The sequence below is a fragment of the Paracoccus solventivorans genome (genome assembly GCF_900142875.1).
Classification (GTDB): Bacteria; Pseudomonadota; Alphaproteobacteria; order Rhodobacterales; family Rhodobacteraceae; genus Paracoccus; species Paracoccus solventivorans.
In genome coordinates this window covers 307,453-321,105 of the sequence record NZ_FRCK01000001.1, presented here as the reverse complement: position 1 = coordinate 321,105, position 13,653 = coordinate 307,453, and the positions used below count along the sequence as shown (strand labels likewise).

The 13,653-nt window shown below is 70.0% G+C and carries 14 protein-coding genes and 1 tRNA gene; 9 read left to right on the top strand and 6 right to left on the bottom strand.

What is annotated here, in order from left to right; all coding sequences use genetic code 11:
- Positions 1-113: 113 nt before the first annotated feature.
- A complete protein-coding gene (locus BUB57_RS01570; RefSeq protein WP_073060880.1) occupies positions 114-1,745 on the bottom strand; it encodes an acyl-CoA dehydrogenase family protein in 1,632 nt (543 codons plus the stop codon).
- A 257-nt stretch (positions 1,746-2,002) separates the two neighbouring features.
- Between BUB57_RS01570 and dapE the strand changes: the two genes are divergently transcribed.
- Genes dapE through BUB57_RS01555 form a run of 3 tightly spaced genes read left to right on the top strand, consistent with a single transcriptional unit; the run spans position 2,003 to position 4,055 of the window.
- Positions 2,003-3,142 (top strand): succinyl-diaminopimelate desuccinylase, encoded by a 1,140-nt coding sequence (gene dapE / locus BUB57_RS01565; protein ID WP_073060877.1) that lies wholly within the window; start codon positions 2,003-2,005, stop codon positions 3,140-3,142.
- Entirely contained in the window at positions 3,139-3,552 is a 414-nt protein-coding gene (locus tag BUB57_RS01560; RefSeq protein WP_073060874.1) for a GNAT family N-acetyltransferase, read from the top strand. Before dapE ends, BUB57_RS01560 begins: the two co-directional genes overlap by 4 nt.
- A complete protein-coding gene (locus tag BUB57_RS01555; RefSeq protein ID WP_234951943.1) occupies positions 3,549-4,055 on the top strand; it encodes a hypothetical protein in 507 nt (168 codons plus the stop codon). Before BUB57_RS01560 ends, BUB57_RS01555 begins: the two co-directional genes overlap by 4 nt.
- Positions 4,056-4,154: 99 nt before the next feature.
- On the opposite strand, the gene BUB57_RS17215 is transcribed toward BUB57_RS01555, so the two are convergent.
- Positions 4,155-6,200 carry an OmpA family protein gene (locus BUB57_RS17215; protein ID WP_073060871.1) on the bottom strand — a complete coding sequence of 682 codons (2,046 nt, stop codon included), beginning with the start codon at positions 6,198-6,200 and terminating at the stop codon, positions 4,155-4,157.
- A gap of 248 nt (positions 6,201-6,448) precedes the next feature.
- Between BUB57_RS17215 and infA the strand changes: the two genes are divergently transcribed.
- The 5 genes from infA to BUB57_RS01525 all read left to right on the top strand — a co-directional run bounded on the left by infA (position 6,449) and on the right by BUB57_RS01525 (position 8,685).
- Positions 6,449-6,667, top strand: coding sequence for a translation initiation factor IF-1 (gene infA, locus BUB57_RS01545; protein ID WP_022707441.1), 219 nt, complete (start codon positions 6,449-6,451; stop codon positions 6,665-6,667).
- Between the two features lie 7 nt (positions 6,668-6,674).
- Complete coding sequence (locus BUB57_RS01540) at positions 6,675-7,277, top strand: Maf family protein (protein WP_073060868.1); 603 nt, start codon at positions 6,675-6,677, stop codon at positions 7,275-7,277.
- Positions 7,274-8,350: a ribonuclease E/G gene (locus BUB57_RS01535; protein WP_073060865.1), complete on the top strand. Its 1,077-nt coding sequence runs from the start codon at positions 7,274-7,276 to the stop codon at positions 8,348-8,350. Before BUB57_RS01540 ends, BUB57_RS01535 begins: the two co-directional genes overlap by 4 nt.
- Positions 8,347-8,532 carry a DNA gyrase inhibitor YacG gene (locus BUB57_RS01530; RefSeq protein ID WP_073060862.1) on the top strand — a complete coding sequence of 62 codons (186 nt, stop codon included), beginning with the start codon at positions 8,347-8,349 and terminating at the stop codon, positions 8,530-8,532. Before BUB57_RS01535 ends, BUB57_RS01530 begins: the two co-directional genes overlap by 4 nt.
- Before the next feature lie 77 nt (positions 8,533-8,609).
- A tRNA-Phe gene (locus BUB57_RS01525) sits at positions 8,610-8,685 on the top strand.
- Positions 8,686-8,931: 246 nt separating this feature from the next.
- On the opposite strand, the gene BUB57_RS01520 is transcribed toward BUB57_RS01525, so the two are convergent.
- Positions 8,932-9,993, bottom strand: a complete 1,062-nt coding sequence (locus BUB57_RS01520; protein ID WP_073060859.1) for a linear amide C-N hydrolase — start codon at positions 9,991-9,993, stop codon at positions 8,932-8,934.
- Positions 9,994-10,155: 162 nt separating this feature from the next.
- On the opposite strand from BUB57_RS01520, the gene BUB57_RS01515 reads away from it, so the two are divergent.
- Positions 10,156-10,932: a hypothetical protein gene (locus tag BUB57_RS01515; protein WP_200796389.1), complete on the top strand. Its 777-nt coding sequence runs from the start codon at positions 10,156-10,158 to the stop codon at positions 10,930-10,932.
- A gap of 205 nt (positions 10,933-11,137) precedes the next feature.
- Here BUB57_RS01515 and ubiV read toward each other — a convergent pair whose 3' ends face one another.
- Genes ubiV through ubiT form a run of 3 tightly spaced genes read right to left on the bottom strand, consistent with a single transcriptional unit; the run spans position 11,138 to position 13,564 of the window.
- Positions 11,138-12,034 (bottom strand): ubiquinone anaerobic biosynthesis protein UbiV, encoded by an 897-nt coding sequence (gene ubiV, locus BUB57_RS01510; RefSeq protein WP_073060856.1) that lies wholly within the window; start codon positions 12,032-12,034, stop codon positions 11,138-11,140.
- A gap of 4 nt (positions 12,035-12,038) precedes the next feature.
- Positions 12,039-13,016: a ubiquinone anaerobic biosynthesis protein UbiU gene (gene ubiU / locus BUB57_RS01505; protein ID WP_073060853.1), complete on the bottom strand. Its 978-nt coding sequence runs from the start codon at positions 13,014-13,016 to the stop codon at positions 12,039-12,041.
- Positions 13,016-13,564, bottom strand: coding sequence for a ubiquinone anaerobic biosynthesis accessory factor UbiT (gene ubiT, locus BUB57_RS01500; RefSeq protein ID WP_073060848.1), 549 nt, complete (start codon positions 13,562-13,564; stop codon positions 13,016-13,018). Before ubiT ends, ubiU begins: the two co-directional genes overlap by 1 nt.
- Positions 13,565-13,653 lie beyond the last annotated feature (89 nt).

The following is a 13,653-nucleotide window of genomic DNA, read 5'->3' as shown; positions in this document are numbered from 1 at the left end:
CGGCATCGACTGCCACCGCTGCCGCTCAAAGTCCATGCACCGACGTGTGAGCACGGGCGGCGGTGCAGCGCCCGTGCCTTTCGCGCAACGCCCCCGGGCAGGGGGCTCGCGCCTCAGCCCAGCAGCCGGCGCGCGATCACCTGCGCCTGGATTTCGGCCGCGCCCTCGAAGATGTTGAGGATGCGCGCGTCGCACAGCACCCGGCTGATCGCGTATTCCAGCGCAAAGCCGTTGCCGCCGTGGATCTGCAGCGCGTTGTCGGCCGCGGCCCAGGCGACGCGGGCGCCCAGCAGCTTGGCCATCCCGGCTTCCAGATCGCAGCGCTTGTCGTGGTCCTTCTGCCAGGCCGAGTGATAGGTCAGCTGCCGCGCGATCATGATCTCGACCGCGGTCAGCGCCAGCTTGTCGGCGACGCGCGGAAAGGCGATCAGGGGCTTGCCGAACTGCTTGCGGTCCAGCGCGTATTGCAGCCCCAGCTCCAGCGCGGCCTGCGCCACGCCGATCGCCCGCGCCGCGGTCTGGATGCGGGCGGATTCAAAGGTCTGCATCAGCTGCTTGAACCCCTGCCCGGGCTGGCCGCCCAGCAGGTTCTCGGCCCGGACCTTGAAGCCGTCGAAGCCGAGCTCGTATTCCTTCATCCCGCGATAGCCCAGTACCTCGATCTCGCCGCCGGTCATGCCCGGGGTGGGGAAGGGGTCTTCGTCGGTGCCGGGGGTCTTTTCGGCCAGGAACATCGACAGCCCGCGCCAGTCGGTGGTGTCGGGGTCGGTGCGGGCCAGCAGCGTCATCACATGGGTGCGCGCGGCATGGGTGATCCAGGTCTTGTTGCCGGTGATCTCCCACCCCTCGTCGGTGCGCACGGCGCGAGTGCGCAGCGAGCCCAGGTCCGAGCCGGTGTTGGGTTCGGTGAATACCGCCGTGGGCAGGATCTCGCCGCTGGCGATCTTGGGCAGCCACTGCGCCTTTTGTTCCGGGGTGCCGCCGACCAGGATCAGCTCGGCCGCGATCTCGCTGCGGGTGCCAAGGGAACCCACGCCGATATAGCCGCGCGACAGTTCTTCGCTGACCACCACCATCGAGGCTTTCGAGAGCCCGAGGCCCCCGAACTCCTCGGGGATGGTCAGGCCGAACACGCCCAGCTCGGCCAGTTCGGAAATGATCTCCATCGGGATCAGCTCGTCGCGCAGGTGCCAGCCGTGCGCCTCGGGGATCACCCGCTCGTCGGCATAGCGGCGGAACTGGTCGCGGATCATCTCCAGATCCTCGTCCAGCCCGGTGACGCCCAGGGTGGCGCGGCCGTGGTTGTCCTGCATCAGCGCGGCCAGCCGGCGGCGGGCGGCGGGGGTGTTGCCGCCCATCGCGGCGCGGGCGGCGTCCGAGGGCTGCCAGTCCACGCCCAGATCGGACAGCCGGGCGAACTCGGTCTGGCTCATCGGGATGCCGCCGGCAATCTGGGTCAGGTATTCGCCGAACCCGATCTGCAGGATCAGCGCCTCGACCTCGCCGAAGGCGGGGCCCAGCCGCTCGGCCCAGGCCGACAGCTGCCGCAGCGATTCGACATAAGTCGCCAGCCAGGACAGCGCGTGTGCCGCGTGCTGGTCGTCCTCCAGCGCGGCCGAATCGATCTTGCCGCCGCCGACCCGCGCCCGCAGCGCCTCGGTCGCGCGGGCAAGCAGCGCGTCAAGCTCGGGCAGGATGGCGCCTGCGGCTTCGGCGGTCAGGGCTGGGTCGCGAGTGTCAAGCATGATGGGATTCCCGGGGATCGAGGCACTGCCCCGGGCTTAGACCTTTCGCAGTTGCAGCGCAACTATGCTGCGCGACCATGCGCCACGGCGCAGTTTCATTGCGCGCCCTCCTTCGGCTCTTTCATCGTGACTCAAATATCCCGGGGGTGCGGGGGCAGGCCCCCGCTTCGACTGCGCCACCGCGCTTGCCCTTCGGCTTGCGGCCCACTGCCGTTCTGGCACAGTCCGCCCCTGCCTCCCGTGGATTCGAGACCGCCATGACCGACCCTGCCGAACTGACCGCCCGCCTGATCCGCTGCCCCTCGGTGACCCCCGACGATGCCGGCACGCTGGACCTGCTGACCGCGCTACTGGAACCGGCGGGCTTCACCTGCACCCGCGTGGATCGCAATGGCACCCCCAACCTGTTCGCGCGCTGGGGGGCAAGGGGCGCTACCCGCAGTTTCGGCTTCAACGGCCATGTCGACGTGGTGCCGCCCGGCGACCCCACCGCTTGGATGCAGCCGCCGTTTTCCGGCGCGCTGCTGGACGGGGTGCTCTGGGGCCGGGGCGCCACCGACATGAAATCCGGCGTCGCGGCCTTTGTCGCCGCCGCCATCGACTTCGTCACCGAAACCCCGCCCGATGGCGCGGTGATCCTGACCATCACCGGCGACGAGGAAGGCCCCGCCCGCGACGGCACCACCGCCATCCTCGACTGGATGCGCGAGGCAGGCGAGCGGATGGGGGTCTGCATCGTCGGCGAGCCCTCGAACCCCGAGCATATGGGCGAGATGATCAAGATCGGCCGCCGCGGCAGCCTGACCGCGCGGATCACCGCCCACGGCAAGCAGGGTCATGTCGCCTATCCGCACCGGGCGCTGAACCCGCTGCATGCGCTGATCGGGCTGCTCGACGGGCTGGCGGCGCAGCCGCTGGATCAGGGGACCGCGCATTTCGACCCCTCGGGGCTGCAGGTGACGACCATCGACTGCGGCAACCCGGCCACGAACGTGATTCCTTCACGGGCCAGCGCGACGCTGAACATCCGCTTCAACGACCTGCACACGGGCGAAAGCCTGTCCGCCATGCTGCGCGAGCGCGCGGCGGCCGCGCAGGCGGACAGCGGCGTGCGCTTCGATCTCGACATCGACATCAGCGGCGAATCGTTTCTGACCCAGCCCGGTCCCTTCGTCGATCTGGTCGCCGGCGTGGTGGCGGAACAGACCGGGCGCACCCCGGTGCTGTCGACCTCGGGCGGCACGTCGGACGCCCGCTTCATCAAGGACCACTGCCCGGTGGTCGAATTCGGACTGGTCGGCGCCTTCATGCATCAGGTGGATGAACGGGTGCCGGTGGCGCAGATCCACCAGTTGAAATCCATCTACCAGACCATCCTGACCCGGTATTTCGCATGAAAATTGTCGTCACCACCGATTTCGCCGCCTGCCTGGCGATCCGCCGCAAGGTGTTCGTCGAGGAGCAATCCGTCCCCGAGGATCTGGAATGCGACGCCGCCGACGCCACCGCCGTGCATCTGCTGGCGACGCTCGACGGCCACCCGGTCGGCACCGCCCGGCTGCTGATCGACGGGGCCGAGGGCAAGATCGGCCGCGTCGCGATCCTGTCCGACTGCCGCGGCACCGGCGCGGGCGCCGCCCTGATGCGCGCGGCGCTGGATGAGCTGCGCGCCCGCGGCGTCACCACCGCCCGGCTGGGCGCCCAGACCCATGCGCTGGGGTTCTACGAAAAGCTGGGCTTCACCGCCTATGGCCCGATCTACGACGACGCCGGCATCCCCCACCGCGACATGAGCCGGCCTCTGTGACCCGTCCCTTCATCCGCCCCGCGCTTGCCGCCCGGCTGCGCCCGTGGCGCGAGCTGGCGGCGGCGGCGCTGACCTTTGCGGCGGGCGGCTGGCTGTTATCACTGGGCGGGCTGCTGTTCCGGCCGCTGGGGGCCGGGGTGATGCTGGCCGCGGCGCTGTGGGCCCTGGGCGCCTGGCGCCGGCGGCGCTTTGCGGCCGAGATCGCCGCCCCGGGGCTGGTCGAGATCGAAGAGGGCGCGATCCGCTATTTCGGTGCCCGCGCCCTGGGCGGGGAAATCGCCCTGCGCGACCTTGACCAGATCCGCCTGCTGCGGCTGGACGGGCAGGCGCATTGGCGGTTGCGCAGCCGCACGGGCGAGGCGCTGCTGATCCCGGTGCAGGCCGCCGGTGCTGCCAATCTCGCCGACGCCTTCGCGGCGTTGCCCGGCTTCGACCTCGGCCGCGCCGCCGCGGCGCTGGCCGCAGACCAGGCTTTCCAGACCGTCTGGGAACGCCGCCCCTGATGGCTAAAGGGCCGGGAAACCCCCGACCCCCTCGCTGCTTCTTTCTGGTGAAAATACCCCGGGGGTGCGGGGGCAGAGCCCCCGCTTTCCCAAGCGCACTCAGTTCCGCGCCAGCAGATCCGTGATCCGACGCACCGAGGCGCGGCGGTTTTCGCGGATGTCGCCCTCGCGCGGCACTTTCAGGAACTGCTCGCCATAGCCCTGCACCACCATGTTTTCCGGCGGCACGCCGAAGAACTGGGTCAGCGCCAGCGCCACCGATTCCGCGCGGCGGTCCGACAGTGCCAGGTTCATCGCGTCGGCGCCCACCGTGTCGGTGTGGCCCTCGATCAGATAGATCTCGCGCGGGTTCTGCCGGATCGATTCCGCGATCACCCGCCCCAGCGCCGACAGCGCCTGCGCCTGGTCCGACTTGATCGCGGCCGAGCCGGTGTCAAAGGTGATCGCCTGGATGTCCACCGGCGCGACCAGCGCCCGCACCTCGGGGATGTTGCGGATCTGGCCCAGGGTGAAGCTGCGGTTGACCTGGGTTTCACGCCGCAGCGCCTCGCGCAGCGCCTCCTCGGACATCTGCTGGCCGGGGGCGAGGGTGATCGGCCGCGCCGGCGGCGGCAGCGCCGCCACGTCCACCGGCTGCACCGCCACGGTGTCGTCCAGCAGATCGACTGTGGTGCCGTCCGCCCGCACCAGCGAGCGGCGCAGCACCCGCAGGTTGGCGTCGCGGATCGTCACCACCTGGCTGCCGTCGTCGCGGGTGACGATGGTGCGGGTCGAGCCGTCGGCATATTCCTGCGTCTGCACGGTCGAGCCGGGGCGCAGCAGCAGCGCATTGTCGTCCTTGATGATCTCCTGGCTGCCGTCGGGGCGCGTCACCACCACCCGGTCGCCGGTGTTCAGCGAGACCTGGCGGTTGTTCGACAGCATCTGCCCGACCACCAGCCCGGCCAGCGCCGGCAGCACCGCCTGACGCAGGGTCTTTTCCAGGTTGCTGCGGTCGTCGTCGTCATCGGCCTCTTGCGTGGCGGCGGCGGTCGCTGCGGCGCCGGTCGTGGTCGCCACGCCGCTGTCGCGGACGATGCCGCTGAGGTCGGTCAGGAAATCCTCGGTCGCGCTGCGCGAGGTTTCCTCGGTCACCGTCTGCGTGTCGGTGGTGGCGACGGGGGGCGCATCGGCCAGCGCCGCCGCATCCGGGGCGGTGTCGGCGGCGGCCGCCTCGCGCGCGGCGTCGGTGGTGGGGGCCTCGACTTCGGGCACCTCGACCACCTCGGCCAGCGCGGCCTCAACGTCCTCGGTGGTGGGAAGGCCATCCCCCGGCGCCGCGGTGGTTGCGCCGGCGTCCGTGGTGGCGTCCGTGGTGCTGGTGGTGTCCGCGGTCGCGTCGGTTGTGGCGTCCGTTTCGGTCCCGGCATCCGTTGTCGTCGCGGTGGTGGCGTCCGTGCCCGTCGCCGTATCCGCCGCGGTCGATTCCTCCGCGTCGCCAGTGCCGGTTCCGGCCGTGGCCGCGTCATCCGCAGGCGCCGCGGTGGCGTCCGTGGCCTCGGTGTCCTGCGGTTCTGCCGGGGCGGCGACCGGAGGTTGTGGCGGGGTTTCCCCGGCGCCGGTCGCGGCGGCTTCCGTCCCGCTATCCGCATCGGCAGCCGCGGCCGCTTCCTCTTGCTCGGCAAGGGTGCGGGCCAGCGCCTCTGCATCCGGGTCGGCCTCGGCCGCAGGCGCCTCGGTCGCGGCAGAGCCGGCTGCTGCCTCGGGCTCCGCGGCGGTTTCAGAGGCAGGTTCCGCCGCAGGCTCGGCGGCAGTCTCGGTCGTGGCCTCGGCCGCGGGCGCTTCGGCGGCGGGTTCCGCCGCCGGCGCAGCCTCCGGCTCGGGCGCAGCCTCAGCCGCCGGCGCGGCCTCCGGTTCCGGCTCGGCCGCCGGTTCCGGCTCGGCCGCGGGCTCGGCCTCCGGCGCTGTCTCGTCCTCGGCCTGTGCCTCGGTCTGTTCCTCGGGCGGCGGGACCAGGATCACCTCGGCCCCGGCCTGCGCCACCTCGTCGGCGGCGGCAAGGATGATCCTGCCGTCATCCATCGGCTGCGCGGCCGCGATCTGCGGCAGCGCCACGCCGATGCACAATGCGACAGAGGTGGTGTTGCGAAGAAATTTTCGGGTCATTCCGGCTCCGATACAATCCTGGACCATGGCGTGGACCATGGGACGCGGCGGATGCGGCCGCGCACGCTTTGCCCCCGCAACGGAGGCTTGCCGGAAGTGAACCACCGAACCGCCCATGCGTTCCACCCCAAGATGCCCGGGCCACCCGCTTGTGTCCGGCCGTGAGCGTGGCGTGCCCCCTTGAAAACCGCGGCATTTGGCGGCATATGGCAGCGGTCCGCGCCGGGCGGACTTTGACAGGAGAGAACATGGCCAAGGAAGAGATGCTCGAGTTCCCAGGCGTTGTTAAGGAGCTGCTGCCCAACGCGACGTTCCGGGTCGAGCTCGAAAACGGCCATGAGATCATCGCGCATATGGCAGGCAAGATGCGCAAGAACCGCATCCGGGTGCTGGCCGGTGACCGCGTGCAGGTCGAGATGAACACCTATGACCTGACGAAGGGGCGGATCAATTACCGCTTCAAGTGAGGGCGCCTTGACTGACGGGCCGCGGCTGGTGCTGGCCTCGGCCAGCCCGCGCCGCCTGGAGCTTCTGGCGCAGATCGGCATCGCCCCCGATGCGATCAGCCCCGCCGACATCGACGAGACCCCCCGCAAGGATGAAACCCCGCGCGCCTATGTGGCGCGGATGGCGGCCGAAAAGGCCGCCTGCGTGGCATTGGCGGAACCGGGCGTGGTGCTGGCCGCCGACACCACGGTGGTCGCGGGCCGCCGCATCCTTGGCAAACCCGAAGACGGGGCCGAGGCCGCGGCATTCCTGCGCCTGCTGTCGGGACGGCGCCACCGCGTGCTGACCGCCGTCACCGTGCAGTCGGGCGCGCGCGCCCGCCACCGGCTGGTGGAAACCACGCTGCGTTTCCGCCCGCTGTCCGCCGCCGAGATCGCCGCCTATGTCGCCAGCGGCGAATGGCGCGGCAAGGCGGGCGGCTATGGGATCCAGGGGCGCGCCGCGGCTTTTGCGCCGTGGATGCAGGGCTCGTTCACCGCGGTGGTCGGGCTGCCGCTGGCGGAAACCGCGGTGCTGCTGGAATCGTTCGGGATTCGCGCGCCGCATGGAACAGGGGAAAGCGGCACATGAAGGGACGCCAGATCGTTCTGGGCCGGTATTGGGGCCGCGAGGCTGCGGCGCTGATGGTCGATGGGCGGGTCGAGGACCTGCTGTTCGACCTGTCGGCGCTGACCACGCTGCCGCCGGGCGCGATCTGCCGCGCGGTGGTGGACCGGCTGGTCAAGGGGCAGGGCGGGGTCTTCGTACGCCTGCCCGAGGGCGAGCGCGGCTTCCTGCGCGGCGCCCACGGCTTGTCCGAGGGGCAGTCGCTGATCGTGCAGGTCACCGGCGCGGCCGAGGACGGCAAGGCGATTCCGGTCAGCCAGCGGGTGCTGTTCCGCGGCCAGACGGTGATCGCCACGCCCGGCGCCCCCGGCGTCAACGTGTCGCGCCGCATCCGCGACGAGGACACCCGCACCCGGCTGGTGGCGCTGGGACAGGCCGCGCTTGAGGACGCGCCAGAGGATCTGGGGCTGGTCATGCGCAGCGCCGCCGCCCTGGCCGAGGACGATGTGATCGCCGACGAGGCAGAGGGCCTGGTGTCGCTGGCCATCGCCGTGATGGGCGACGCGCAGGGCCGCCCCGAACTGCTGGTCGATGCCGAGCTGCCCTGGCGCGCGGCGTGGATCGACTGGGCCGACCCGCCCCCCGACGACGTGGACCAGGGCGAGGGCGCCTTTGACGCCCATGGCGTCGGCGCGGTGATCGACCGGCTGCTCGACCCGGAACTGGACCTGCCCGGCGGCGGTTTCGCGGTAATCGAGGCCACCCGCGCGCTGGTTGCGGTGGACGTGAACACCGGCCGCGACACCTCGCCCGCCGCGGCGCTCAAGGCCAATATCGCGCTGGCCCGCGACCTGCCGCGGCAGCTGCGGCTGCGCGGCTTTGGCGGGCAGGTGGTGATCGACTTCGCCCCCATGCCCAAGCGCGACCGTGGCACGCTGGAACAGGTGCTGCGCGCCGCCTTCAAGGCTGACGGGGCCGAGGCGACGCTGGTCGGCTGGACCGCGATGGGGCTTTATGAGCTGAACCGCAAGCGCGACCGGGTGCCGCTGGCCGCCGTCGCGCTGGCCGAGGCCGCGATGGTGGAGGATGAGCCGTGAGCTGCCCGATCTGCGGCAAGCCGCCGGCCGAGGAGTACCGTCCGTTCTGCTCGCGCCGCTGCGCGGATCTGGACCTGGCGCGCTGGCTGCGCGGCGACTATCGCATCCCCGGCGAACCCGCCGGGGGCACCCACGACGCCGCCTTCCCCGAGCCCCGCGACCCCGACGAGGACGACAGGTGATTTTGGCTCTGGACAGCCGCGCCCGGCTTGTCTAGGAACGCCCCACCCACGGGTTGCCACACAAGGCGCCCCCTTGGGCCCGGATAGCTCAGTTGGTAGAGCAGCGGATTGAAAATCCGCGTGTCGGTGGTTCGAATCCGCCTCCGGGCACCACACCATCCCCTTGGGATGGTGAGCGTTTTCCGGCTGATCATCTGATAGCGCCGTTCTCCGCTCTCCCTTGTTTCCCACACTGTTTCCCACTTTCACGATTCGGCTTCCGTTTGTTCCGGGGCCTTTTTCCTAGGCCCGCGCCCGCCGATCCGTCCGGCAGCCGCCTCGTGCGCTCAGCCGCTGGGCCGGATGATCGCCGGGTCCGCGCGGTTGCCGCGCGGACCCGGCATCAGTATTTTCCCGCGCCTACAGGCCAAGGAACTGGAATGGTTCGGCCTCCTTGAACGCGTCATTCGCCATGCCCGCAAAGCTGTTGCTCTGGTTCGGGCCCAGGTCCAGCTTCATGACCTTGGCGCCTTGCGAGAAATCCAGCCCGTTCAGGTCGACCCAGAAGACGTTCGGCGCCAGCGCGGATTCAAAGAAATACAGCTTGCGCTTGTGATCCGCGACCGTGCGCCAGCGGGTCGACGAGATATTGGGCTGGTCCAGGGTGGTGATCCCGTACGGCACCGAAGTGTTGCGGATCACCCCGAAGACGCTGGCAAGCGTTTCGGCCGCGTTGTCGGTCTTGGGGATCGCATTGACGTAGAATGAGGCACGGGCAAAGCGGTCCGCGGCGCGGTTCGTGCCCGGAAGCATCACCGTGCCGCCGATCTGCTTCCAGTATTCGTTCAGGGCCAGCTGCTCTTCGAAGGTCGGAGAGTTGGTCATCACCTGGTAATCGCGGCTGTGGTGGATCACCTGCTTGCCGCCGATGTATTCGACGATGGCGCTGTCGCCAGTGGCGTCGGAAATCGACAGATGCAGCGTCGCCAGCCGCTCTTCGCCCGGGACGCTGTCGGTCACCAGGGTAAAGGGCTCGGCCGCAAGCGCGGTCACCGCCTCTTCCACCGTTGCGAAGTTGTCCAGCACGTATTGCGCCCAGAGCGAGATCGACAGGCCCGGGGTGGTACCGTCGTATTCGGGGTATTCCGACTCGACCAGCCACAGGACGTTGGCGACCAGGCCGGCCTCGTTCATGCCGTCGGTGGTGGCGACGTCATAGCCGGTGGCGACCACGCTGCCGTATTTCGCCGTCCACTCGGCCGAGTTCGGCCCGGCCTCGCCGTTACGGGCGATGCCGCGGGGCAATACCCAGAGGTTGGTGCCCACGTCCAGCTTCCAGTCCATCGAGCGGGCGGTGACGACCTGTCCGTTCTCGCCCAGATAAACCAGCCTTGTGCAGGCGTCGGCGACACTGGCGGCAACAAGGCTGCCGCACAGCAGCGTCATTGCGAACAGGGCGGGCAGGGGGCGCTGTGACAACATTCGGGGCTCTTTCACAAGTGAATTGTAGGAGGAGTCCATGGGTTCTGCAGGCGATGCTGGCAGGCGGTCTGAGCTTGCAGCCGAACAATCCGATTGAACAAGGTCACTATGCCGGTAGGATGTCGCTGGAGCAAGCGCCTGATTTGACTGCAAGAGGACGTCATGAAAACTGCGAGTCTGTCCATTCTGGCGCTGGTCGTCGCGCAGGCCGCCCTTGCCGGGCAGACCGCTGCCCAAACCGACGGCCCCGACCAGGTGGTTCAGGTTTCGCCCTATCTCTGGGCCACGGGGATCAAGGGGCAGGTGTCGCCGTTCCGGCGCGGCCCGACCATCGGGATCGAGAAAGGCTTTTCGGACGTGATGGAGGAGCTGGAGCTTGGCGGTTTCCTGAATATCTGGGCGCGCAAGGACAGGTTCGTGTTTTCGGGCGACCTGATGTTCGTGAATACGACCGACGTCAGGACGAGTGTCCTGCCCGTGCTGCCGCCGCTGGAGGTGCCGGTCCGCGGCGAGGTGGACAGCAAGCAGCTCATGCTGACCCTGCAGGCGGGCTATCGCCTGTACGACGCACCCGGGCTGACGCTGGATGGGCTGGGGGGCGTGCGCTACTGGCATATCTCGAACGAGCTGACGGCAAGCGCGGCTGGCCAGACCCGGACCGCCAAGGAAAGCTTTGACTGGTTCGACCCGCTGGTGGGCCTGCGCGGCTTTGCCCGGATCAACAAGGACTGGTCCCTTCAGGCGCAGGCGGATATCGGCGGCTTCAGCGCGGGATCCGACCTGACCTGGTCGGTGCTGTCGACGGCGAATTACATCGTCACCGACAGCGCCTCGATCTCGTTCGGCTATCGGGTGCTGGATGTGGATTACGACCACGACGGCCATGTTTTCGACACGCGGATGCAGGGCCCGGTGATCGGCGCGACCTGGCGGTTCTGATCGGCGCCAAGGGCGGGGCGTCGCCAGCAGCGCGGAGGTTTCGCGTGCGGGTGCTTGCGTCGCCGTTCCAGTCGGGCCGGGGTCAGATCGCCGGGGGCGCGGCCTTCCCACCCGCCGGCTGACCGGCGGGTGGTGTGCGATGGTCCTTTCCACCGTGCGGTAGCTGCCCCTATGCCTTCTTCGGCATGTCCCGACGCCTTTCGCCTCAGGCGGTCTCGCTGAAATCCGCGCCGCAGGGGCCGGTCAGGAAGCCGTTCGACAGCCGCCCAAGGGGGGCGGAGTCGCGCAGGGTGTCGGCCAGGGCGGCCGGGGTGGTCTGGCCGGCGATCAGGGCGGCGTAGCCCGCCACCACCTCGGGGAAATCGCGGCTTTGTGGGGACAGGCGCAGGGACGAGACCCCGGCCTCGCGCAGGGCCTCGATGTGCCAGGCGGCGGTGGCGGTGGACTGGCTGAGCGTCTGGATCCCGTTCACCGCCAGGAACGGCTCTCCGTCCAGGGTCTCCACGTCGCGGCCGTCGGGGTCCTCGCCGCAGACGAACTGGCAGCTGTCCTTGGCGCGGTCGTGCAGCCTTGCGTGGTAGCAGCGCCCCGACACCGCCAGCGGCAGGCGGCCGTGGCCCCAGACCTCGACCGCCACGCCGCAGTCGCGCCCCGCCTGCGCCAGCACCGCCACCGATTCCAGCGGCAGCTCGGGCGGCAGGCAGATGCGGGTGGCGCCGCGGCGGGCCAGGAACTGCACCGTGCCGGTGTTGTAGACATTGACCAGCGGCCCGGCCCAGAACTCGCGCCCCTCGGGCAGCAGCTGCAGGGCCGACAGGTCGTTGATCTCGACCGGCAGGCCAAGCTCGATCAGCTCGGCGGTCAGCTTGCGCTCGCGTTTCAGGGTGATCAGCGCCAGCGTGGTCAGGGCGACCTGCTTGCCGGCGGCCTGCAGGGCCTCGATGGCGACGGGGATCTCGTTTTCCCAGAAGGGCAGGCGCTTGGAACAGACCAGCTCGCCCAGCACCACGCGGGCGGCCGGGGCCTGCGCCATGCGGGCGTAGAAATCGCGCACGGTCTCGGCGGACCAGAAGAACTGGTTGGGTCCGATCGTCAGGTCCATCGCCTTACCTCCAGGTCTTGGCATAGGCGCCGGTGGTGCCGGCCTGACCCTCGGCCAGCCGCGCCAGCGCACCCTGCGGCAGGGGCAGGCCGGCCGCCTGCGCCTCGACCGCGGCGCGGAAGCTGCGCACCACCTCGGCCACATAGGCGCGCGACCGCTGGCGGCCCTCGATCTTCAGCGCGGTGACGCCCGCTTTCGCCAGCGCCGGGATCAGCTGGGTGGCGTCCAGGCTGACCGGATCCTCGAACACATGGCCGGTCTGCTCGCCCGAGGTGAAGCAGCCCTTGCACAGCGTCGGATAGGGGGCGGGCTGGCCCTTGGGCGTGCGGTGGATGGTGAAATCGCCCAGCCGCGCGCGCAGCCCGTCGGTTTCTTCCGAATAGACCACGTGGCTGGCGGGCGAGCACACCCCGTTCATGTTGGGCGAGCGCCCGGTGGCGTAGGACGACAGCGAACAGCGCCCCTCGGCCATGACGCAGAGGCCGCCGAACACGAAAACCTCGGTTTCCACGTCGATCTCGCGGTTGATGGCGCGGATCTCGTCCACGGTCAGCACCCGCGGCAGCACCACCCGGCGCACCCCGAAGGTGGCGGCATAGAAATTGATCGCGTCGGGGTTGGCGGCGGCGGCCTGCACCGACAGGTGCCGGCGCAGGTTGGGGTGATGGGTGGCGGCGTAGTCGAGCAAGCCCAGATCGGCCAGGATCACCGCATCGGCGCCGGCGCTTTCCGCATTGGCCAGCGCCCGGTGCCACAGCACCTCGCCCCCCGCGCGGGGGAAGGTGTTCAGCGCCACCAGCACCTTGGCGCCGCGGTCATGGGCATAGGCGATGCCCTCGGCCAGTTCCTCGGGGGAAAAGTTCAGCCCCGGAAAGTTGCGGGCGTTGGTTTCGTCGTTGAAGCCGCAGTAGACCGCATGGGCACCGGCATCGACCGCGGCGCGCAGCGAGGCGGGGGTGCCCGCGGGGCAGACGAGTTCCATCATGCGAAGCCTCCGTTCCGGTCGTCGCGATGCAGGGGCAGGCCGCTGACCCGCTCGACCCCGGCCAAGAGCCGCCGCAGCAGCGCGCCCGCCGGGCCGGACAGGCGGATCAGTTCCTCGGACAGGTCCAGTTCGGCGTCATCCAGCGCATTGCGCAGGGCCAGCACGGCCTCGGTATCGCCCTCGATGGTCAGGTCGCGCGAAAAGAACAGCGCGTCGCCGTCGAAACGCCCGTGCAGCATCCCGATCAGCGCCGCGACCGGCCCGGCGATGCGGGCGTCGGCCGCAGGCGCGCGGTGGCGGCGGTGGGCGCTGATGCGGGGTCCGGCCTCGGGGTCCAGCCAGAAGGCAAAGGGCAGGTCGGTCGGGTCGATCAGCACCGTGCGCTGGGCATAGGGGCCCAGCCGGCGCAGCAGCCCGGGGTGGCTGTCGGTCACCCGGCGCGCGAATTGCGTCAGCGCCACGCCCAGCACCGGCAGCGGCAGCGGACGCATGGCCAGCGCAATGGCGCGCGGACAGCGCGGCAGCTCGGTTCCATCAAGGGTCATGTCGGTCCTTTCCAGTCCGGTGCAGGCTATAACGTCGCGGGCAGGGGGTGCTTGATCTAAGCCAAGCCGCCAAAGGCGGAACGGTGCTA

Coding starts and splice junctions, on each gene's coding strand:
- BUB57_RS01570 (WP_073060880.1), bottom strand. CDS start 1,745: ATGCTTGACACTCGCGACCCAGCCCTGACCGCCGAAGCCGCAGGCGCC.
- dapE (WP_073060877.1), top strand. CDS start 2,003: ATGACCGACCCTGCCGAACTGACCGCCCGCCTGATCCGCTGCCCCTCG.
- BUB57_RS01560 (WP_073060874.1), top strand. CDS start 3,139: ATGAAAATTGTCGTCACCACCGATTTCGCCGCCTGCCTGGCGATCCGC.
- BUB57_RS17215 (WP_073060871.1), bottom strand. CDS start 6,200: ATGACCCGAAAATTTCTTCGCAACACCACCTCTGTCGCATTGTGCATC.
- infA (WP_022707441.1), top strand. CDS start 6,449: ATGGCCAAGGAAGAGATGCTCGAGTTCCCAGGCGTTGTTAAGGAGCTG.
- BUB57_RS01535 (WP_073060865.1), top strand. CDS start 7,274: ATGAAGGGACGCCAGATCGTTCTGGGCCGGTATTGGGGCCGCGAGGCT.
- BUB57_RS01520 (WP_073060859.1), bottom strand. CDS start 9,993: ATGTTGTCACAGCGCCCCCTGCCCGCCCTGTTCGCAATGACGCTGCTG.
- BUB57_RS01515 (WP_200796389.1), top strand. CDS start 10,156: ATGAAAACTGCGAGTCTGTCCATTCTGGCGCTGGTCGTCGCGCAGGCC.
- ubiV (WP_073060856.1), bottom strand. CDS start 12,034: ATGGACCTGACGATCGGACCCAACCAGTTCTTCTGGTCCGCCGAGACC.
- ubiU (WP_073060853.1), bottom strand. CDS start 13,016: ATGGAACTCGTCTGCCCCGCGGGCACCCCCGCCTCGCTGCGCGCCGCG.
- ubiT (WP_073060848.1), bottom strand. CDS start 13,564: ATGACCCTTGATGGAACCGAGCTGCCGCGCTGTCCGCGCGCCATTGCG.